The 21,052-nt window shown below is 70.5% G+C and carries 14 protein-coding genes and 1 pseudogene; 12 read left to right on the plus strand and 3 right to left on the minus strand.

Going from position 1 to position 21,052, the window contains the following annotated elements:
- Positions 1-178 precede the first annotated feature (178 nt).
- A complete protein-coding gene (locus FHU30_RS24095; RefSeq protein WP_253878816.1) occupies positions 179-700 on the plus strand; it encodes a hypothetical protein in 522 nt (173 codons plus the stop codon).
- Positions 633-1,817, plus strand: a complete 1,185-nt coding sequence (locus tag FHU30_RS24100) for a hypothetical protein (RefSeq protein WP_253878817.1) — start codon at positions 633-635, stop codon at positions 1,815-1,817. The genes FHU30_RS24095 and FHU30_RS24100 overlap by 68 nt, the downstream gene beginning before the upstream one ends.
- On the opposite strand, the gene FHU30_RS24105 is transcribed toward FHU30_RS24100, so the two are convergent.
- A complete protein-coding gene (locus tag FHU30_RS24105; protein WP_253878818.1) occupies positions 1,810-3,915 on the minus strand; it encodes a tetratricopeptide repeat protein in 2,106 nt (701 codons plus the stop codon). The genes FHU30_RS24100 and FHU30_RS24105 overlap by 8 nt on opposite strands.
- Positions 3,916-4,061: 146 nt before the next feature.
- On the opposite strand from FHU30_RS24105, the gene FHU30_RS24110 reads away from it, so the two are divergent.
- The 8 genes and pseudogenes from FHU30_RS24110 to FHU30_RS47210 all read left to right on the plus strand — a co-directional run bounded on the left by FHU30_RS24110 (position 4,062) and on the right by FHU30_RS47210 (position 14,157).
- Entirely contained in the window at positions 4,062-7,202 is a 3,141-nt protein-coding gene (locus FHU30_RS24110) for an ATP-binding protein (protein ID WP_253878819.1), read from the plus strand.
- Between the two features lie 258 nt (positions 7,203-7,460).
- Positions 7,461-9,008: an MFS transporter gene (locus FHU30_RS24115; RefSeq protein ID WP_253878820.1), complete on the plus strand. Its 1,548-nt coding sequence runs from the start codon at positions 7,461-7,463 to the stop codon at positions 9,006-9,008.
- Positions 9,009-9,126: 118 nt separating this feature from the next.
- On the plus strand, positions 9,127-10,032 hold the full coding sequence (locus FHU30_RS24120) for an SPFH domain-containing protein (protein WP_372503938.1): 906 nt from the start codon (positions 9,127-9,129) through the stop codon (positions 10,030-10,032).
- A 3-nt stretch (positions 10,033-10,035) separates the two neighbouring features.
- Positions 10,036-10,254, plus strand: a pseudogene (locus tag FHU30_RS47205) (type II toxin-antitoxin system antitoxin); the annotation flags it as partial.
- Between the two features lie 162 nt (positions 10,255-10,416).
- The gene (locus tag FHU30_RS24130; RefSeq protein WP_253878821.1) at positions 10,417-11,049 is read left to right on the plus strand and encodes a GOLPH3/VPS74 family protein; all 633 of its coding nucleotides are present in this window, start codon (positions 10,417-10,419) and stop codon (positions 11,047-11,049) included.
- Positions 11,050-11,630: 581 nt separating this feature from the next.
- Positions 11,631-12,308: a lysophospholipid acyltransferase family protein gene (locus FHU30_RS24135; protein WP_253878822.1), complete on the plus strand. Its 678-nt coding sequence runs from the start codon at positions 11,631-11,633 to the stop codon at positions 12,306-12,308.
- A gap of 52 nt (positions 12,309-12,360) precedes the next feature.
- On the plus strand, positions 12,361-12,957 hold the full coding sequence (locus tag FHU30_RS24140) for a 3'-5' exonuclease (protein ID WP_253878823.1): 597 nt from the start codon (positions 12,361-12,363) through the stop codon (positions 12,955-12,957).
- Positions 12,958-13,254: 297 nt separating this feature from the next.
- Positions 13,255-14,157: an ATP-binding protein gene (locus FHU30_RS47210; protein WP_308211388.1), complete on the plus strand. Its 903-nt coding sequence runs from the start codon at positions 13,255-13,257 to the stop codon at positions 14,155-14,157.
- A 156-nt stretch (positions 14,158-14,313) separates the two neighbouring features.
- Here FHU30_RS47210 and FHU30_RS24155 read toward each other — a convergent pair whose 3' ends face one another.
- Positions 14,314-15,732: an MFS transporter gene (locus tag FHU30_RS24155; protein ID WP_253878824.1), complete on the minus strand. Its 1,419-nt coding sequence runs from the start codon at positions 15,730-15,732 to the stop codon at positions 14,314-14,316.
- A 655-nt stretch (positions 15,733-16,387) separates the two neighbouring features.
- Between FHU30_RS24155 and FHU30_RS24160 the strand changes: the two genes are divergently transcribed.
- The gene (locus tag FHU30_RS24160; RefSeq protein ID WP_253878825.1) at positions 16,388-16,966 is read left to right on the plus strand and encodes a TetR/AcrR family transcriptional regulator; all 579 of its coding nucleotides are present in this window, start codon (positions 16,388-16,390) and stop codon (positions 16,964-16,966) included.
- Positions 16,967-17,598: 632 nt separating this feature from the next.
- On the opposite strand, the gene FHU30_RS24165 is transcribed toward FHU30_RS24160, so the two are convergent.
- Complete coding sequence (locus tag FHU30_RS24165; protein WP_253878826.1) at positions 17,599-18,654, minus strand: mechanosensitive ion channel family protein; 1,056 nt, start codon at positions 18,652-18,654, stop codon at positions 17,599-17,601.
- Between the two features lie 169 nt (positions 18,655-18,823).
- Here FHU30_RS24165 and FHU30_RS24170 point away from each other — a divergent pair, with 169 nt between their 5' ends.
- Positions 18,824-20,500, plus strand: coding sequence for a CocE/NonD family hydrolase (locus FHU30_RS24170; RefSeq protein WP_253878827.1), 1,677 nt, complete (start codon positions 18,824-18,826; stop codon positions 20,498-20,500).
- Positions 20,501-21,052: the final 552 nt, after the last annotated feature.

A 21,052-nucleotide genomic window follows, 5' to 3' on the forward strand; every position in this document is an offset into this window, starting at 1 on the left:
CCGGTGAGGTGCGAATTCACCAGGAACTAGGGGGATATGGCTATTAGCTACCACAGGCGAACCCGCTATGTCCTGCATAGTGACTAGTCAGTCGGAAGCGAGCATGCCGGTAATTCGGTAGACTGCTCCAACTTGACCTTTTTGCTGGATTCATCCGCATCTGTCGACTGGAGGGGCCGTGGCCGGCGCGCGACGTCAGGTGTTCGCACGGGTCCCCGTGGGCAACGGGGCCGGCGTCTGGACGACCGCCCCAGCCGCGCAGACGGTGCTGGTCGTGGTGCACTCGGTGACCTCACTGGGCCGGTTGCTGGACCTGCTGGCCGTTCTTGAGGACGACTTTCGGGTGCAGGTCGTGTTCGCGCGGATTCCGGCGTCCGCATTCGACGACGGGGTTGACGATTTCCTGCGCGACATCGGTGCGCGGGTCATTCCGTGGGAGCAGGCCGTGCGGGAGTCGTTCGATCTGGCCTTGAGCGCGTCGAGCAGTGGGGATCTGCATCTGGTTTCGGCGCCGCTTATTGTCATGCCGCATGGAATTGGTTATAATAAATACCTGAAAACGGAAAACGGAAAACGGAAAACGGAAAACGGTCTACGGGCTTGGGGCGGAGCAGCTGGTTCGGGGTGGGTGCGTGGTTCCGGATGTTCTGGTGCTGTCGCATGGGGAGCAGCTCGTTCGACTGAAGGAGTCGTGCGCTGAGTCCGTGCCGCGGGCCCTGGTGGCAGGGGATATCTGCTACGACCGGATCGCTGCCAGTTCGGGGTGGCGGCGGGTTTATCGGGAGCGGCTCGGGGTTCGGGACGGTCAGCGGCTTGTCGTTGTTTCGTCCACGTGGGGGCGCACTTCGCTGCTGGGGGCCGATCCGTTGTTCGTTGGGCGGCTGTTGAGTGAGCTGCCTGTGGACGAGTACCGGGTCGCGGCTGTGGTGCATCCGAATGTGTGGCATGGGCATGGGGCCTGGCAGGTGCGGTCGTGGCTGGCGGATTGCCGGCGGGCCGGGTTGTTGTTGATTCCGCCTCGGGAGGGGTGGCGGGCGGCGCTTGTGGCGGCGGATTGCGTGGTCGGGGATCACGGGTCCGTGACGTTGTACGGGGCGGCTTTGGGGCGGCCTACGGTTCTTGCTTCTTATGACGAGGACGACATTGCGCCTGGGACGGCCATGGAGGTGCTGGCCGATGTGGTGCCGCGGATTCGGTCCGGGGAGCCGTTGCGGGCGCAGGTCGAGGCTGCAATCAGGGCGCATGATCCGGCTTTGGGTGAGATGTTCGCCGGGCTGGCGGTGGAGCGGCGGGGCGAGGCCGCTGGTGTGCTTCGGCGGGCTATGTACGGGTTGATGGGGTTGGCTGAGCCGGAGTGGGCGGCGGGGGTCCGGCCGGTTCCGCCTGCCGAGGCCGAGCGTCCTGATTGGGGATTTGTCGGACCTGGGGTCCTGGTTGCCACGTGTGAGGCTGATGGGCGCATTGAGCGGACGCCGTTGATAGGAGAGCGGATGTCCGCGGCTGGTCACTTGGTGGTGGAGGACGACTGCACTGATGTGCGGGCGCGTGGATTCGCGGGTGTTCTGGTGCGCCGGGAGGGGCGCCCTGGGCCGATGGCGGGGTTGGCGGCTGAGCGGGTGTTCGCCCAACTGCCGACGTGTTCCGTTGTCGCGGACGTGGATGAGCACGGATGCGTGGTCTGGCTACGGGATGGGACGTCCTTGGAACTTCGTGCTGATGTCCCGGATTTCGCTGTGTTGGGGTCGCTGGCCTACAGGCAGCCCATGCCGAAGCGGTTGCGGCTGGGAGATCGCGTCATCGACGTGGATGTCAGTTGAGTTCTTCGCGTAGGCGGGCTGCTCGTTCGCTGTGGACGCGGTCGTATGCGGCGATCGCCTCCGCGCGGTACGTCGCCCTATCGGCGGGGTCTGCGAAGCGGGAGAGGGCTTCCAGGATTTCGGCCTGCTGGTAGGGACGGTCTTCGTCCCGCATGATTTCCAGGGCGGCGGTAAGCGCGGCGACGGCTTCGGTGGGACGGCCTGCGTGGCCTTGGGCTTGGCCGAGGGTGAAGAGGGTGCGGCCCTGGTTGTAGTGGTCGGGCTTGAGGTCGCCCTTGCTGTCGCGGACGTTGACGAAGCGCTGGCCGGCATCCTGGGCGAAGGCTATGGCGGACGTCCAATCGCCTAGGCCAAGTGAGATGCGTGCTAGGTGGTGCAGGTTGATGGCGACGCCGCGTGGGCGGTTGTGCTGTTCCTCTAGGGAACGTGCTCGTTCCACGTAGGGGCGCGCTTCGGTGTAGTCGCCGGCGTCCAGGTAGGCGCGGCCCATGAACTCTTCGGCTGTGGCCAGGTTGAGTGGGTCGCCTGTGTCAAGAGCTGCGTCGCGGGCTCTGGCCAAGACCGAGCGAGCGGCGGCGAACTGACGCGTTTCGTAGTAGGCGCGGCCTAGTTGAGTCGTTAGGCGGAACAGCCAGCGCGGGTCGTCCAGCGCTTCTGCTGCTTCCAGGCCCCGTTCCAGGACGGGGATGAAGGTTCCATAGGGACGGGATGACAGTTGCAATGCCCACTGGGCTTCGCATAGCTGCACTGTCAGGTCGTGCCAGCCGCGGTCGAACGACGCATAGGCGGCGGCGCAGAGATTCGGGTGTTCGAGTTGAAGCCAGTTCAGGGCGCGGCGCTTGGTGCCGAACGGAGATGCCCCGAGCGCGTCGTAGACCGTCCCGAATACAGGGCGGTAGGGGTTCGCCGTGCGGTCGGCAGCGGCCGCGGTCGTCAGGTACCACTCGATGGCTCGTCGGACGGCCGCGTCCCGCTCGGCTTCGGAGAGGCGTTCCGACGCGATGGCGTGCGCGTGGCGGCGGATGCGGTCCGGCATGTGGAAGCGGTCGTTCTCGCTTCGCAGCAGCTGGTGGTCCGTGAGAATCTCCAGGACGTCCAGAGCAGAGTCTTCGTCGGTGCCCAGGAGCGCCGCGGCGGCGGCCGGGACGAAGGAGACGGGCCCGGCGGTCGTCCCGAAACGGTCGTCAGCGGCGGGATGCAGGCCGAGCATGGCGAAACCGATCTGGGCGTCCTGCGGGAGCGACTCGTACGCGCCCTCCCCCAGCGTCACGATCACACTGTTCCCGGCGAGATCGCGCCGCAACCGGCGGACGGCCGCACCGACACCTCGCCTACCGGCCTGCAGTTGCGCAGCGGCGAGACGCAGGGTTTCGGGGTGTCCTTCACACAGGCGCAGGAGGTCCTCTACGGCGTCGGGCTCGGCGTCTATGGGATCGGGGCCCACAACGGTACGCAGGAGTTCGCGACCGGCCCAGTCTTCCAATTCGCTAAGGGGCAGGTCTTCGCACCCGTGCGCGCGCAGGAGCGGGACGGGGTCGCGGTCGGTGATGGCGATGACCATGGATGTATTGGAAGGCGGCAAGAACGGCGCGAGTTGCCCTGGAAGCTCGATCCCGTTCAGTACGAGCAGCACCCGTTTGGCAGCCGTCGCGCGCAACCAGAGCGGAATCGCGCCTTCGCTAAGGATGGCGTCCTCCGGGACGCCGCTGGCACGGAGAAGTGGCGCGAGCAGGTCGTCCGGTGAGGGAGCGCCCCGTCCGCCTACGCTCGGCAGGTCCAGGAAGAAGCGTCCGTCGGGAAAGTCGTCGGCGTGGTCGTGCGCCCAGCGCAGGGCCAGCGAGCGGCGTCCGATGCCCGAAAGCCCGCGCATGAGGACGATCGCCGGAACGCCTGGCTCGCGTGGCCGTTCCCACGTCTCGTCCAGGAACCGCACCTGCGGAACACGGTCGACGAAGGGCGCCGGCGCGGCCGGGAGGGTGAACCTCGTAAGCGCACTGTCCAGGCGCGTGCCGTAGTTGTTGACGATGGTGTCCGCGCGGGCGACCATCACCACCTTGTCGGCGTTGCCATGGAAAACGTTGTCGGTGGACGCACCCATGAGCCCTCGAAGCCTCCGCCTCTGGCGACCGTCCCCCCGAACCCGCCCAGTCTGCCAAACCCCGTCACGCGCGCGCATGAGGAACGATCAGCGAATTCGATCTGCGGGCTCGCCAGGGTGGGGGGCTTATACGGGAGGATTGGGGCATGGAGTTCGGTGTGTTGGGGCCGGTCGAGGTGCGGGTCGGCGAGGAGAGCGTGGCTGTGGGCGGGCCTCGTGTGCGCGCGCTGCTGGGCATGCTGGCGCTTTCGGCCGGGCGGGTGGTGACCACCGAGCACCTGATCGACGGGCTGTACGGGGATGAGGCGCCGTCCGGGGCGGTCAACGCATTGCAGTCGCAGGTGTCGCGGCTGCGGCGGGGGCTGGGGGACGCGTCGCTGGTGGAGGGGCATGCGGCGGGGTACCGGCTGAACGTCCCTGAGACGTGGGTGGACGCGTTGCGGTTCGCCGAGCTAGCTCGGGACGGGCGGCGGGCGTTGGGCGGCGGAGAGGCCGCCTGGGCGGTCGAGCTGCTGGAGGAGGCGCTCGGGCTGTGGCGCGGGCCTGCTTTGGCGGACGTCCGGGAAGCGCCTTTTGCGGAGGGGCAGGCCGCGCGGCTGGAGGAGGCCCGGGTCGCGGCCGTGGAGGATCTGGCTGAGGCTCAGGTGGCGGCCGGTATGCCGGGTGCTGCGGTTGAGCGGCTTCGGCTGGTTGTTGAGGCCCATCCGCTACGCGAGCGCGCACGAGGGCTTCTCATGCGCGCGCTGTACGGGACGGGGCGGCAGGCCGAGGCGCTGGAGGCGTATGAGAACGCGCGGCAGGTTTTGGCGGATGAGCTGGGGACCGACCCGTCCAGCGAGCTTGCCGACCTGCACGTGGCAATCCTGCGCGGTGACCTAGAGAAACCGGCACCGAAGGCCGAATCGGTGGACTCAGGGAGCAAAGCCGAGGTCGACGGGTCTGTTCGGACGATTCCGTCGCAGTTGACGAGCTTCGTGGGCCGGGACGACGAGTTGCGGCGCATCGGGGAAATGCTGGCGAACGGGCGGCTTGTAACGCTGCTCGGTCCGGGTGGGGCGGGCAAGACACGGTTGGCAGTGGAGGCCGCGTCGCGGCAGGAGGGCGAGGTCTGCTTCGTCGAGCTGGCGGCGGCCGGAACGCCGGGGGAAGTGGCTCCGGCGGTCGTCGGAGCGCTGGGGATGCGGCGGGCCGAGCAGGTCGCTGATCCTGTGGAGCGGCTGGTGGCGGGGCTCGGGGACCGGCGGATCCTGCTCGTCCTGGACAACTGCGAGCAGGTCGTGGAAGAGGTCGCGCGGCTCGCGCACAGGTTGCTGACGTCCTGCCCAGGGTTGCGTGTACTGACGACCAGCCGCGAGGGGCTCGGCGTGACGGGCGAGGTGTTGTGCCCGATCCCGCCGCTTCCGTTGCCTCCGGAGGACGCGGGCGCGCACGAGGCGGCGGAGTTCGCGGCGGTGAAACTGTTCGCGGAGCGCGCGGCGGCCGTCCGTCCCGGATTCGTGGTGGACGAGGAGAACGCGGCCGACGTCCGGCGGATCTGCGCGGCGCTGGACGGCCTGCCGCTCGCGATCGAGCTGGCGGCGGCGCGGCTGCGTTCGCTGCCCGTAGCCGAGGTCGCGGCGCGGCTGGACGACCGGTTCCGCCTGCTGTCGCGGGGGAACCGCGCCGCCGCGCCCCGGCACCAGACGCTCCGCGCGGTCGTCGGGTGGAGCTGGGACCTGCTGGACGAGGAGGAGCGCGTCCTCGCCCGGCGGCTGTCGGTGTTCAACGGCGGCTGGACGCGCGAGACGGCCGAGGCCGTCTGCGGGGTTCCGGACGCCGAGGAGCTGCTCGAAGGGCTCGCGGACAAGTCGCTCGTCCGGACGTCCGACGGCGTCCGGTTCCAGATGCTCCAGACGATCCGCGCGTTCTGCGCCGAGCGGCTGCACGAGGCGGGCGAGGCGTCCGAAATGCAGGTCGCGCACGTCCGCTACTTCCTCGACCTGGCCGAGCGCGCCGACGTCGAGCTGCGCGGGCACCGCCAGCTGGAGTGGCTGGCGCGGCTGACCGACGAGCACGCCAACCTGCACACGGCCCTGCGGCTCGCGGTCCGGAGCGACAGGCGGAGCGCGATGCAGCTGGTCGCGGCGCTGTCCTGGTACTGGTGGCTGCGCGGGCGGGTCGACGCCGCGCCGCTCATCCGCGAGCTGCTGGACCTGGTCGGCGAGGACGTTCCCGCCGACCTGGACGAGGAGTACGTCCTGTGCGTCACCAACGCGGTGACGGCAGGGGCGTCCGGCCCTCGCGCGACGGCGTGGCTCGAACGGGCGTCCGCGCTGGTGGACGGCATCGACCACCGGCTGCGGCGGCCGTCGATGATGGTGGTCTGGGCGCTCACCGCAGGACCGGATCCGAACGATATGCCCGACTACGCGGTCTGGGTCGGCGACGATCCGTGGACGCAGGCGCTGATCAAGATGAGCGACGGCTACATGCTGCAGTTCCGCGGCAGGCTGGCCGAGGCGGAGGCCTCCTGCGCCGCCGCCGTCGAGGGCTTCCGCGCGCTCGGCGACCGCTGGGGCGTCGCGAACTCCCTCGACCCGCAGGCGTACATCGCCGACCGGCTCGGCGACCGCGAACGCGCGCTGACGCTACTGAACGAGGCGCTGACCCTTACGCGCGAACTCGGCGCCTTGGAAGACACGGCCGATCTGCTGTCCCGGCGTGGGGAGGTCCACATTCGCAGTGGTGACTTCGTGTCCGCGCGCGCGGATTTGGAGGCGGCGAAGGAGTTGAGCCTCCGTGCGGGCACTCCGGACAAGACGGCGGCCGTCTACCACGGTCTCGGGCAGATCGCTCGGCTCAGCGGCGATATCGCTGAGGCGCGGCGACTTTTCGAGACGTCGCTGTATGGATTCGTGTCCGAGCGCTTCCTAGCTATAGCCACGCGGGCCGCCGCAGTGGTCGGCCTTGGCTGGATCGCCGAGGCGGAAGGCGACCTCGTGCGCGCGCGTGAACTGCATCGCCAGGGGCTGACGCTGGCCTTCGACCATCCCATCTTCATGCACAGGGCTGAGGCTGCTCTCGGCTTGGCGGGCGTTGCACTGGGTGAGGGCAACGCCGAGCAGGCGGCGCTTCTCATAGGCGCCGCTACTGCGCTGGCCGGCGTCCTGCCTTCACGCGATCCCGACCTGGTGCGGATCGAATCGGGCGTCCGCGCGGCGATCGGCGACTCCGCCTACGAGAAGCACTACGAGCGAGGCGCAGCCCTCTCCCCCGACGCCGCCAAGGCCACCGCGCTCGCCGACTAGCCCGGACACGCCTCTCCAGCGCCCGTCCTCGCGCGCGCCTGGCGTTCTCGTCCACGTGTCCGGCGTTCTCGTCCACGTACCCGACTTCCTCGTCCACGCGCCTGGCGTACTCGTCCACGCGCCTGGCGTACTCGTCCACGCGCCTGGCGTACTCGTGCGCGCGCCTGGCGTCCTCGTGTGCGCCTCGTGTGCGTGCGCACCGGGGGTGGTGCGTGGTTGGTGCGTGGGCGGTGCGCGGGGTGGCCGAGAGTCCGGGGCATGGAAATCACCAACGCCCGCAAGTGGGGCACCTTCGCGGTATGCGCCCTGGTGGCGATCGTGCCGAACATCGACCTGACGGCGCTGAACCAGGCCGTCCCCAAGCTGTCGGCGGATCTGCGGCCGTCGGCGACGCAGATCCTGTGGATCGCGGACGCGTACGGGTTCGTGCTGGCCGGGCTGCTGATCACGATGGGTGTGATCGGGGACCGGATCGGGCACAAGCGGCTGCTGATGATCGGCGTCTCGGTGTTCGCGGTGGCGTCGGCCGCGACCGCGTACGCGCCGTCCGCGGAGTGGCTGATCGCGGCGCGGGCCGTGCTGGGCGCGGCCGGGGCGACGCTCATGCCGTCCGGGCTGTCGCTGGTGCGGCGGGTGTTCACCGAACCCAAGGAGCGGACGATGGCGGTCGGCCTGTTCATGGGGGTCGGCGGCCTGGCGGTCGGGCTCGGGCCGGTGATCGGCGGCGCGCTGCTGGACGACTTCTGGTGGGGCTCGGTGTTCCTGATCAACGTGCCGGTGATGCTGGTCGCGCTGGTCGCGGGGCTGCTGGTGCTGCCGGAGTCGCGGAACCCGAACCCGGGGCGGCTGGACGTGGTGAGCGTGCCGCTGTCGGTGGCCGGCGTCCTCGGCGTGGTCTACGCGATCAAGGAGGCGGCGGCGCACGGGGTCGCGCACGCCCGGATCGGCATCGCGGCAGGTGTCGGACTCGTCGCTCTGGTCTGGTTCGTCCGGCGCCAGCTGAAGGTCGGGCACCCGCTGATCGACATGCGGCTGTTCCGCCGCGCGGCGTTCGCCGGCTCGGTCGTGACGAACCTGTTCGCGATGTTCGCCCTGGTCGCGCAGTCGCTGATCTTCTCGATCTTCTTCCAGATGGTGTACGGCTGGTCCCCGCTGCGGTCCGGATTGGCCGGGCTGCCCGGCGCGGTCGCCGCGATGGTCGGCGGCGCGGCGCTCGCCCCGCCGCTGATCAACGCGATCGGACGGGCCCGGACCGTCGCCGCCGGGCTGGCGCTGTCCACCGCCGCGTTCGCCGCGTTCACGCTGGTGGACGCCGGGACCGCCTACTGGGTGCTGGTCCTGCCGATGGCGATGTCCGGCGTCGGGATGGGCATGGCGCTGACGGTCACCGGCGACACCGTCCTCGCCTCGGTGCCGAAGGACCGGTCGGGCGCCGCGTCCGCGATCTCCGAGACGGCGACCGAGCTGGGCGGAGCGCTCGGCATGGCGATCCTGGGCAGCGTCCTCACCGCGGTCTACCGCGACCGGATCTCCGTCCCGCAGGGGGTCGCCGGTCCGGCCGGGCACGCCGTCCGGGACTCGCTGCCCGCGGCGCTCCAGGTCGCGTCGCAGCTGCCCGCCCGGCTCGGCGCCCAGGTCACGGACCTGGCCCGGAACGCCTACGTGGACGGCATGCACGCCGCGCTCCTGTGCAGCGCGGGGTTCGCGGCGCTGGTCGCGGGGGCCGCGCTGGTGACGCTCCGGTCCGTCCCGAAGGTCATCGAGGAGGAGGGAGCGGACGAGCCGGAGCTTGAAACCGCCCGCTGACCTGGTCTGCCCCGGATGCCTCCGCCCGTCCGGCCCGCTTCGGCGGGCCGTCGGCGTTCCGGCCGCTTGGAAAAGTGATATCACTTTGCTAGATTGATGCCATAGCCGAGGAGGAGCCATGGAAGCAGCACAGGTCGAGATGCCCCGCCCGAAGGTCGCCGAGCGGCCCGCGCGGGACATGAGCGGATGGCCGATGGCGGGGCTCGCCCTGCTGCTGGTCCTGGCGGGCGTCGCCGCGTTCGTCGGGGGCGTCGCGTCCCACGGCGCGGGCTCGGTCGCCGCGGTCGTCGTCGGAGTGCTCGCCTTCCTCGCGGGGGTCGTCGTCGCGGCGGGCCTCACGGCGGTCGCGCCGGGCGAGGCGCGGGTGCTCCAGCTGCTCGGCCGGTACAGCGGGACGGTCCGGACGGACGGCCTGCGCTGGGTGAACCCGATCACCGCGCGGCGCCGGGTGTCCACCCGGATCCGCAACCACGAGACGGGCCAGGCGAAGGTGAACGACCTGGACGGCAACCCGATCGACATCTCGGCGGTCGTCGTCTGGCAGGTCGAGGACACCGCGCGCGCCGTCTTCGAGGTGGACGACTTCGTGGAGTTCGTGGCGTTCCAGACCGAAGCGGCCGTCCGGCACATCGCGGGCAGCTTCCCGTACGACGCGTCCGACCGGACGTCGCTGCGCGAGAACGCCGACGAGATCACCGGGCAGCTGTCGGCGGAGATCGCGCTGCGCGTGTCGTCCGCCGGAGTGAAGATCGTCGAGTCCCGGATCACCCGGCTCGCGTACGCGCCGGAGATCGCCCAGGCGATGCTGCGCCGGCAGCAGGCGGGCGCGGTCGTCGCGGCCCGGCAGCGCATCGTGGACGGCGCGGTCGGCATGGTCCAGCAGGCGCTGACCAAGCTCGACGAGGAGAACGTGGTGGACCTGGACGAGGAGCGCAAGGCCGCGATGGTCAGCAACCTGCTGGTGGTGCTCTGCGCCGACCGCGACGCCCAGCCGGTCGTGAACACCGGGTCCCTCTACCAGTAGCCCGTGGCCACCGAACGCAAGAAGGTCCTGCTGCGCCTCGACCCCGCCGTGCACGACGCGCTGGCGCGGTGGGCGGGTGACGAGCTGCGCAGCACCAACGCCCAGATCGAGTTCCTGCTCCGGCGCGCTCTCGCGGAAGCGGGCCGGATGCCGAAGGACGCGAGCCGGATGCGCCGCCCGGGCCGTCCGTCCAAGGACACTGGGGACGGCGACGACGGCGACAGCGGCGCGGACGGCCGTTCCGTTACGGACGGGCGTGACGTTGCGGACGGTCGTGAGGGTGCGACCGAAATGGTAAGCGGCGAGACGGATGGCGGTGGCGGCACCGCCGAAACGGCCGGGGCCCCCGAGGCGGACCGGCCCGGAGAGTAGAGGTCGAGTCACATGGTCGAGATCCCGGAAACCCTGCCCCAGCGAATGTTCCTGCTGGCCTACGACACGCGGCGGCAGCGCCTGGCGCTGCGCGGCGCGCGGCTCGGGCTCGTCCTGCGGGCCGCCGCGCTCACCGAGCTCTACCTGGACGGACGGCTCGGCGAGGAGCGCGGGAAGCCCGTCGTCGGGACGGACGGCCCGGACCCGTACGGGCTCATCGCGCAGATCGGCGCCTCGCGACCGCGGCCTTGGCAGCACTGGGTGCGCAAGGACGCGCGGAAGATGGTCCGGACCGTCCGGGACGAGCTGGACGAGGGCGGCTGGATCCGGCTGCGTCCGCGCCGCGTCTTGCTGTTCTTCCCCGCGACGGGGATCGAGGTCCGGGACACGCGCGTGGTGAAGGCGCTGGCGCGCGGGGCGTCCTCGGCGCTGCAGGGGCGTCCGGTCGCGCACGTGAACAGCCTGGACGCGGCGGCGGTCGCGCTGGCCGCGGCGGGCGAGGTCCGCACGGTGGTGCCGCGGTCCGAAACCCGTCGGCGGCGTGCCCGGATCGCCGAGCTGACGGCCCGGAGCGGCCCCGCGGCGCCCGGCCTGCGCAAAGCGGTCCGCCAGCAACGCGCCTCCGCAGCCAGCGCCAGCGGCTGACCCCGCTGAGCTTTCAGGCGTCGGTCCGTCCTCAACGAACCGCAGAACAGCCAGGGCCGAGGTCCGCGGGGATTCGCGCCAGCACGCATTGTCGGGAGCGGCGGCGCGGCCTGCTAGGGAGCGCGAGCGCGAGGAGCACCCGGCACGCCCGACAGGCGCAAGGAGCGAAGCCGCTAGGCAGAGCAGGCGCAAGGAGCGAGGCCGGTAGGCAGAGCAGGCGCGAGGCGCGAGCCGGTAGGAACAGCGGGCGCAAGGCGCGAGCCGGTAGGAACAGCGGGCGCAAGGCGCGAGCCGGTAGGAACAGCGGGCGCAAGGCGCGAGCCGGTAGGAACAGCGGGCGCAAGGCGCGAGCCGGTAGGCGCGGCAGCCGCGACGAGCGAGGCCCGGCAGGTACCACGGGCGCGGGACGTGAGCCCGGCATGCGCAGCGGGGGCGTGCAGGCCGGGTCGGCGTAGGGCCGCTACCGCGTGACTCTCGGACTCGGAGCGTTGGCAAGTGCGGGATCCTACAAAATCCCGACGGGTCGGTTTGTATTGGCCCGGCAGGGCAGGCGTTCGCGGGCAGAACCTAGCGTTTCGGGCATGGACCCCGAACGCCTGATCTATCCCCTCACGAAGTACGTCTTCCTCGGACCCGCGCTGCGGGTGGCGTTCCGGCCGAAGGTGACGGGGTCGGAGCACGTGCCGCGGTCGGGGCCGCTGATCCTCGCGGCCAACCACCTGGCGGTGATGGACTCGTTCATCGTGCCCCTGGTGGTCCCGCGCCAGGTGTTCTTCCTCGGCAAGCAGGAGTACTTCACGCGGCCGGGCAGGCTCGGGAGGGCGCAGGCCGCGTTCTTCCGCAGCGTCGGCGCGATCTCCGTGGACCGTTCGGGCGGGCGCGCCGTGATCGCCGCGATGGACGCCTCGGCGGCCGTGCTGGAGCGCGGGGACGCGTTCGCGATCCATCCCGAGGGCACCCGCTCCCCGGACGGACGCCTGTACCGGGGCCGCATGGGCGTGGGCCGGCTGGCGCTTCGGACGGGCGCGCCCGTGGTTCCGGTCGGGATCATCGGGACCGACCGCCTCCAGCCGCGCGGTCAGGCCCTTCCGAAACCGGGGCGAGTGGAGGTCCGTTTCGGGGAGCCGCTGGAATTCACCGGGGCGGAACGCGACCGGGAGGCCGTCCGATACGCCACCGACCAGGTCATGCAGGCCATCCAGAAGCTGTCCGGCCAGGAGTACGTGGACTCGTACGCGCCCGTTCCCGGGCAGGACTGAGGACCGGATATTCGCTCGCGGACGGCGTTCGCCCGCCGTTACGGTGCCGTGCATGGAGGATTTCGGACGCTACCTGAACGTGGTCGACGTCGAGGCCACCTGCTGGGAGGGCCGCCGACCCCAAGACCAGGTCAGCGAGATCATCGAGATCGGCCTCTGCGTGGTGGACCTCCTCGCGCGCGAGCGCGTTGAGAAGCACCGCATACTCGTCCGTCCGGAACGGTCGCGCGTGAGCGAGTTCTGTACGCAACTGACCGGCCTCACTCAGGACGAGGTGGACACCGGCATCTCATTCCCGGAAGCGTGCGCGCTGCTGGAACGGGAGCATTCCGCTCATACGCGCACGTGGGCGAGCTGGGGCGACTACGACCGCAAGCAGTTCGAGCGCCAGACGGCGTCCGTAGGCGTTCGCTATCCGTTCGGCCGTCGGCATGTGAACACGAAGGCCCTCTGGTCGGAGGCGCACGGACTACGGCGCAAACTCGGAATGGCGGGCGCGCTGGAGCACGCCGGACTTCCCCTGGAGGGACGCCACCACAGCGGAGCCGACGACGCATGGAACATCGCCGCTTTGGTGCTCCGCCTTGTCCAGCGCGACGACTGGCCTACTGGACCTCGTCCAGGAGCACCCGCCCCACGTTCTTCCTAACGCCTCACCCCTGCGCACCGCGTCGCCAGGCGGCCGGGAAGGCCGTCCCACACAAGGTGTGGGACCTGCACAGGCAGCGGCTCTGTCCTTATGTCGGCATCGCGCGCGCTTGGGAGCCTGCGCGTGCGGCAGACGCGGGAGCCGTGTACGCGGCCGGGTCGGATTTATCCCTGCGGCGGTTTTGGTCCCGTGTAACGGGCGGTTTGGGTCTGAGCAGGCGGCAGGTTTGGGACCCGTGTATAGGGCACGCCTCTACTGACCGATACGTCCGGCGAGCGCTCGGGAGGCGTTGAGGACGTGGAGATCACCTTGGACCTGCGGTTGCCGCGGGACAGCACGAGCGTTCCGGCGGCGCGGCGGCTGCTCGACGCGTCCCTGGGCGTGCTGGGGGTGGACGAGCCCATCCGCGGCGACATCGAGCTGATGCTGACCGAGGCGTGCACGAACGTGATCCGGCACGCGCAGGCGGGCGACGACTTCACCGTGCGGGTGTCCATCCTGGACACGCGCTGCGTCATCCGGGTCATCGACTCCGGCCGCGGCATCGATTCGCGGACCGTCGCGACGGCGGAGGAGCCTGCGGCGCTCACCGCCGAGTCCGGCCGGGGCCTGCAGATCATGCGCGCGCTGGCGGACGACGTGCGCTTCCGGAACTTTCCCGACAGCGGGTCCTTGGTGGCGCTGGAGAAACACCTGATTTACCGCCAGGACAGCCTGGGCAGCCGCATGTCCCTTCCGGTCTGGTCCCTGGGCGAGCATCCGGACGGCCATAGGCTGCGAAGCATGAACGAAGCCGACGACGCCGAACTCCAGGAGTTCGCGACCCGCCTGTATGCCATGGCCCGGACGGGGCGGACGGACGAACTCGTCCCGTACATCGAGTCCGGCGTCCCGGTGAACCTCAGCAACGAGAAGGGCGACACGTTGCTGATGCTCGCCGCCTACCACGGGCACGCCGACACCGTCCGCGCGCTACTGGAACGAGGCGCCGATCCCGAGCGGGCCAACGACCGGGGGCAGCGTCCTATGGCGGGGGCGGTTTTCAAGAAGGAGCCCGAGGTCGTTCGCGTGCTGCTGGAGGCGGACGCGGATCCTTGGGCGGGCAGTCCGTCCGCTGTGGAGACGGCCAAGATGTTCGGTCACCACGACCTGCTGAGCCTGTTCGAGGAAGCCGCGGAGTCGCGCGCCTCCCGATCGTGAAGCCGCAGGGGCCCGTTTTCTGGGGCTGACCTGGAGTGACGAAAAGTTATCCACAGATCACACTCCGACTTTGCCCGTCTCTGCCCGGTCGGCAGGATGGATGCACCGGCGCTCGTCCGAGGGCGGCGCCGGTGCGAATCCGATCGGTCGTCGGGATCAGCCCGGCGCCCGTGCCGAGCGAAGGGTGAACAGGGCGATGAGCAAGGCGATGGCGCCGAAGCAGGCACCGGTGACGAAGGTCGCCGCGAATCCGTCGAGTGAGGCGTGCCGGTCGGTGCCGGCGGTGGCGTCGAAGACGGTCACCATGATCGATGTGCCGATCGTGGCGCCCGACCACAGCACGGTCTGCGCCACGCCGGCGGCCGCGCCGGAGTCCTCGGGGCGCACGCTGCCCAGGATGACCACGTTCAGCGGCATCACGGTCAGACCGGCTCCCCCGCCGTACAGCAGGAACGGGCCGAGCAGACCGGTCGCGTACCCCTGATGCGGGTCGATCGCGGTCAGCCAGAGCATGGCCGTGGTCATCAGGAAGGCACCGGTCATGACCAGCGTCCGGCCGCCGAACCGTCCGAGCAGGCGCGGTGCGAAGCGCAGCACGACGAACTGCGTGCCGACGATCGGCAGGAACGCGGCGCCCGCCTTCAACGGCCCGTACCCGAGGTTCTGCTGGAAGTACTGCGTCAAGAAGAAGAAGCCGCCGAACATCCCGCCGACCAGGGTCGCGAGTGAGATGAACGCGCCCGCGCGCAGGCGGTCCGTAAGCAGCCTCAGCGGGACGAGCGGATTCGGCACGCGCTCCTCGGCCAGCACGAACGCGACGAACAGGACGACCGCGGCGCCGAGCGGCGCCAGCATGAGCGTGTCGTGCCAGCCGTCCGATCCCGCCCGGATGAGCCCGAACACCAGGGCGGTCAGCCCGAGCGTGCCCAGCACCGCTCCGGCGAAGTCGAACCCGCTCGAACGGCGCGGCGTCTCCGGGAGCACCCGGGGCGCGGCGAGAAGGATCACCACACCGATGGGAAGGTTGATGAAGAACACCAGGCGCCACGACGACAGGTCCGTGAGCAGGCCGCCGAGCAGCATGCCCAGCGCGCCGCCCACACCGGTCACGGCGGACGAGACGCCGAGCGCCCGCACCCGTGCGGTGCCGCTGAACAGCGTCGCGATCAGCACCATGGCGCTCGGCGCGGCGAGGGCCGCGCCGACCCCCTGGAGCGCGCGGGCGGAGATCAGTATCCAGCCGTCCGACGCGACGCCGCCGAGCAGCGAGGCGAGCGTGAACACCGAGATCCCGGCGCAGAACGCGCGCCGGCGCCCGATGATGTCGCCCGACCGTCCGCCGAGCAGAAGCAGTCCGCCGAAGGCGAGGGTGTACGCGTTCTGCACCCAGGCGAGCCCGCCCGTGGACAGGTCGAGCGCCCCGCGGATGTCGGGAAGGGCGATGGTGACGACGGAGGAGTCGACCCCGACCATCAGCTGGCAGCCGACGATGACCGCGAGCACGAGGCCGGAATGACGGGGGGATGAGGCGGACGGCTGCGCCGGGGAGGCCGCGAGGCCCTCCCCCGCACGCACCCGTCCACCCGGAACAGTCGACAAGGCGACCTCCAAGGACCAGAATTTAAGGAACGCCAGAGTTCACTAAGCGCCGAACGTACCACCCACGTCCCGAAAAGTGAACGCCAACGTTCACTATTTCCACGCCACAGACCACCCCCAGCGAGGACCCCATGACCCCCACACCACCGGCTCCCCCCACCCACTCCCCGCCCAAAGCCCCTGGCCACCCCACGAACGACCGCCCGCCTTAAGCCATGCCACACACGCCAAGCCGCCTCCGCACCGCACTCTCCGCACCACATCCGCCGCGCTACACCCGCCGCGCCACATCCGCCGCGCTGCACCCTCCGCTCCGCCCCCGCCGCACCACACCCGCCGCACCACACCCGCCGCGCCACATCCTCTGCATCGCATCTGCCGAGCCACATCCGCCGCTCCGCATATGCCGCACCGCACCCGGCGCGGATCCCCCCACCACGCCCCGCCCCCGCCCGCGCGGAGGGCGCCGACCGGGTGATGGGACGTGCGGCTGAAGTAACCTGCGATTCTGCGGGTTCCGCCCAAGGGGACGGGGGCGTCGCCGGACTCCAGCACGGCGTCCGGCTACGCCGTCGCGCCGGATTGGCCGGGCGGCAGGGCTTGGAGTGTGGCGGAACGGAGAGCGGAAGCGATGAGCACGCCAACGCGGCGACGGGGTGAGGCCCTGGAGAGCGCGATCTTGATCGCCGCGCTCGACCAACTGGCCGAGGTGGGTTGCCGCCGTCTGACCATGGAGGGCGTCGCCGCCGCCGCGCACACCGGCAAGGCCGCGCTCTACCGCCGCTGGTCGAGCCGCGAGGAGCTGATCGCGGACGCGCTCCAGCACGTCCTGCCGGTGCCGGCGGAGGTCCCCGTCCACGACAACATCCGCGACGACCTCATGGAGTTGATGCGCTGCTACCGGGACGCAGTGAAAGCCACCCGGGGCACTGCGTTCCAAATCCTCAAAGAGGACGGCGAGCAGTCCAGCAGCCTGATGCGGGATGTCATCCGGGAGCGGGTGACGACTCCGCTCAAGGAACGGCTGCTGGACGCGCTGGAGCGAGGTGTGAAGCGCGGCGACGTCCGCCCGTCCGCCGCCATGCCCATGTGCGCCGAGATCGGCCCCGCAATGGTCATGTACCGCTGCACCCTCGGCTCACCGGACGTCCCCGACGAGTTCCTCACCGAACTCGTCGACAACGTCCTCCTCCCCGCCGTCACACCCTGACCCACCAGGCCCGAAATCCCAAGCCAACCCCCTTGAAAGGAGACCGTCCACCAGGGCCCTTATCGACCGTCCCCCACCTCCGACGACACCAGCCCCCTCGCCTCACCCCCCAGCGCAACCGTCGTGGCCGGGCTCCGGGCCCACTTGTCCCAGGCATGTACCAAACACCCGCGCCTCCCACCCCCAGTGACACGCACGTTCCACACACGGTGACGTGGGCGCGTCGCCCGCGATGACCGGGCCCTCGCGCACGCGGTGACGTCGGCACTCTCGCAAGCGGTGACGTGCGCACCGTTTCGCGCGATCACGTCGGCACGCTTGCACGCAATGACGTGCGCACCGTCGCACGCGACGACGGAGGCCCTCGCACGCGGTGACATGGGCACCCTCACACGCGATGACGTCGGCGCCCGCGCACGCAGTGACGTCGGCGCCCGCGCACGCAGTGACGTCGGCACCCGCGCACGCGCTGACGTAGGCAGCCTCCCGCGCGATGGCGTAGGCACCCTCCCGCGCAGTGACGTCGGCGCCCTTGATGACGTGCGCAGCGTTTCGCGCGATCACGTGGGCGCTCTCGCACGCGGTGACGTAGGCGGCGTTCGTTCGGCTCGGGCTGGGCGGGGTGGGCGGGGTTAGTCGGTGAGGTGGGGGGTGGGGGGTGTGGAGTCAGGGAGGAGGAGTTTGCGGGTTGGTGGGGGCATTTCTATGGATTCGAGGCGGAAGCGGCGGTGGAGGCGCTTGACGAACTCGTGCTTGATGCGGAACTGGTCGCCGAACTCGCCGGTGCGGAGGATGACGGTGAAGTGGATGCGGGAGTCGGCGAAGGTGTGGAAGCGGACGACGGGCAGGGCGTCCTTGACGGCGCCCTCGACCTCGGACATCACCTCGTGGCCGACGTCGACGACGACCTTCTCGACGTGGTCGAGGTCGCTGTCGTACGCGCAGCTCGCCTGGATGAGCAGGGACATGTCCTGCGCGGGGCGGTGGTAGTTGGTGAGGATCGTCTTGGAGAACGTGGCGTTCGGGATGACCTCGATGTTGTCCGAGAGGGTGCGGATGGAGGTGTTGCGCCAGTTGATGTCGACGACGTAGCCCTCCTGGCCGCTGCTGAGCTTGATGTAGTCGCCGGGCTCCATCGTCCGGGACGCCAGGACGTGCACGCCGGCGAAGAGGTTGGCGAGCGTGTCCTGGAGGGCGAGGGCCACGGCCAGGCCGCCGACACCGAGGGCGCCGAGCAGCGGTGTGATGGACACGCCGAGGCTCTGCAGCATCACCAGGACGCCGACGCCGAGCACGACGACCTTGCTGATGTTGGTGAAGATGCTCACGTTGGCGGCGGTGCCCTGCCGGATCAGCGCGACGGAGGCGATGATCCCGGCGGTCAGGCGGGCCAGCGCCAGGGAGACGACCAGGACGGTCACGGCGGTCAGGACGCGGCCGGTAGCGACGAGCGTCCCCCTGTGCAGGTTCAGCATGTTGGCCGCGATCCAGGCGCCGCCGAGCAGGCAGAGCGGGACCGCGAGGTCGTAGACCAGGCGAGCGGCCAGGTCGTCCCATGCCCAGCGGGTGTCCCCCGCGCGGGCCGTGAGGCGCTTGGCGAACAAGCGCAGCCCGACGGCCAGCACCAGGGCGGCCACCATGACCCCCGCCGCGATGATGATCGGTTCCCAACCCGGCCAGCCAGTCATGCTCCGGCACCCTCCACACACTACGGACCTTCCAGACAAAGCATCGATCGTAGCTCCGTCCGAACCCCCATTCCGGGCCAACGGGACATGAGGGTCTCGCCACAGCGAGGAGGCTGTGGCGAGATCGCCGGTACAGGGGATTACGATCGTGAGAGTGGTAGGTACGGGGATGTTGCGCCGCCTGGGGGTCACGGCGCTCGGACTGCGGAACGGCCCTCACAAAGTCGAGGTCACCCGGGACCTGGAGGTCCCGACACGCGACGGCCTGACGCTGCTCGCCGACCGTTACGCGCCCGTGGACGTGGACCGTCCGCCGACGATCCTGGTGCGCTCGCCGTACGGGCGGCGCGGGCCGTTCGGCCTGATGTGCGGGCAGACGTTCGCGTCGCACGGGTTCCAGGCCGTGGTGCAGAGCGTCCGGGGCGGGTTCGGGTCCGGCGGCGTGTTCGAACCGCTCGACGAGCGCGAGGACGGCCTCGCCACCATCGAGTGGCTGAAGCAGCAGCCGTGGTTCGGCGGCACGTTCGCGATGCACGGGCCCAGCTACCTCGGCTACGTGCAGTGGGCGGTCGCCGCCGAGGCCGGGCCGGAGCTGCGGGCCCTCTCCATGCAGGTCACCGCCTCGTCCTTCCGGGACGCGGTGAACGTCGGCGGCACCTTCGCGCTGGAGGCGGCGCTGACCTGGGTCGACCTCACCGCCCGCATGAAGACCCCGCTGTCCGGGGTCACCACCGGGATCATGTCGCCGCGGCGCGCGCGCCGGGCGGCGCTGTCCGGCAAGCCGCTGGCCGAGCTGGACGTCCTCGCGACCGGCGAGCAGCAGAAGTTCTTCCAGGACCTGCTCACCCACGGCCCCGACACGCCGTTCTGGGACCGCCGCGACTTCACGCGGACGGTGTCGGAGGTGTCCGCGCCGGTCAACATGATCGGCGGCTGGTACGACATCTTCCTGCCCTGGCAGATCAAGGACTACGCGGCCCTGCGCGCCGGCGGGCACCACCCGTACCTGACCATCGGCCCCTGGTTCCACGCCGACGGCCGGATGATGCGCGGCTCGGTCGGCGAGTCCCTGAACTGGTTCCGCGCGCATCTGCTGGACGACCCGTCCGAACTGCGCGAGATGCCCGTCCGGCTCTTCGTCACGGGCGCGAACGAGTGGCACGAGTTCCCCGACTGGCCCGTCCCTGGGATGTGCGAGGAGCGCTGGCACCTGCACCCGGACGGCGGCCTGTCCCCGGACGAGCCGCCCGAGTCCGAGCCCGACCGGTACCGCTACGACCCCGAGCACCCGACGCCCTTCCTCGGCGGCCCGACGCTGCTCGGCGACAACCACCCCGTCGCCGACCAGGCCCGCCTGGAGCGCCGCCGCGACGTCCTCACCTTCACCTCGGCCGAGCTGGACGAGGACGTGGAGATCATCGGCCCGGTCTCGGCCGACCTGTGGATCCGCTCCGACCGCGACCACACCGACTTCGTCGTCCGCCTCTGCGACGTGGACGAGGAGGGCGTCTCGGTCAACCTCTGCGAGGGCATGCGCCGCCTCGTCCCCGGCACCCCGAACCCGGACGACGACGGCATCCGCCGCATCACGGTCGAACTCTGGCCCGCCGGCCACCGCTTCCGCCGCGGCCACCGCATCCGCCTCCAGGTCTGCAGCGGCGCCTACCCCCGCGTCTCCCGCAACCCCGGCACCGGCGCCCCCATCGGTACCGCCACCGACTACCTCACCGCCGACCAGGAAATCTTCCACACCCCCCTCCACCCCTCGGCCATCCTCCTCCCCCGCGTCCAACTCCCCCCACCCCCACCCCCACCCGACCCCACCAACCCCGCCACCCGCCTATAGCCCCACCCACGCACACCAACAGAGCCCCGAACGCAGAAAGCAGCCCCGCCCGAACACAACGCCCGCACCGACGCGCAGGACACGACACAAAGGCGGCGCGCGTCCGCAGCGCAGCACACGCCACGAACACGCGCCTGCCTCGTACACAGCGCGCCGCCCACGACCGGCCCCACGTCCTCAGCCCGCACAACACGGATCAGCGCGCCACACAAACGCGCAGACACAGGGCCAGACACGGACGCTTGCGACGCGACAGTGACGCAGCGCACGACACGGACGCGCGCTCGGCCCGGCCGCAACGCAGCGCACCCAAGCCCGCCACGAACTCAGCCCGCGCAGCTGAGATCAGCGCGCGACACAAGCACCCATGCCTCAGCGCAGACACAGGGGCCCGCCACGGAGCGCGGGACGCAAGGCGGTCGCGGCACTCGTTCCGAACGCAGCACGGCACAACAGCGCGGCACGGAGGCGCGGCACGGAGGCGCGGCACGGACGCGCGGCACGGACGCGGCAGCGCCGCGGCACAAACGCAGGTCAAGGCGCAGACGCGGT

Origin of the sequence: Actinomadura rupiterrae, from assembly GCF_024172125.1 — a bacterium.
Taxonomy (GTDB): Bacteria; Actinomycetota; Actinomycetes; order Streptosporangiales; family Streptosporangiaceae; genus Spirillospora; species Spirillospora rupiterrae.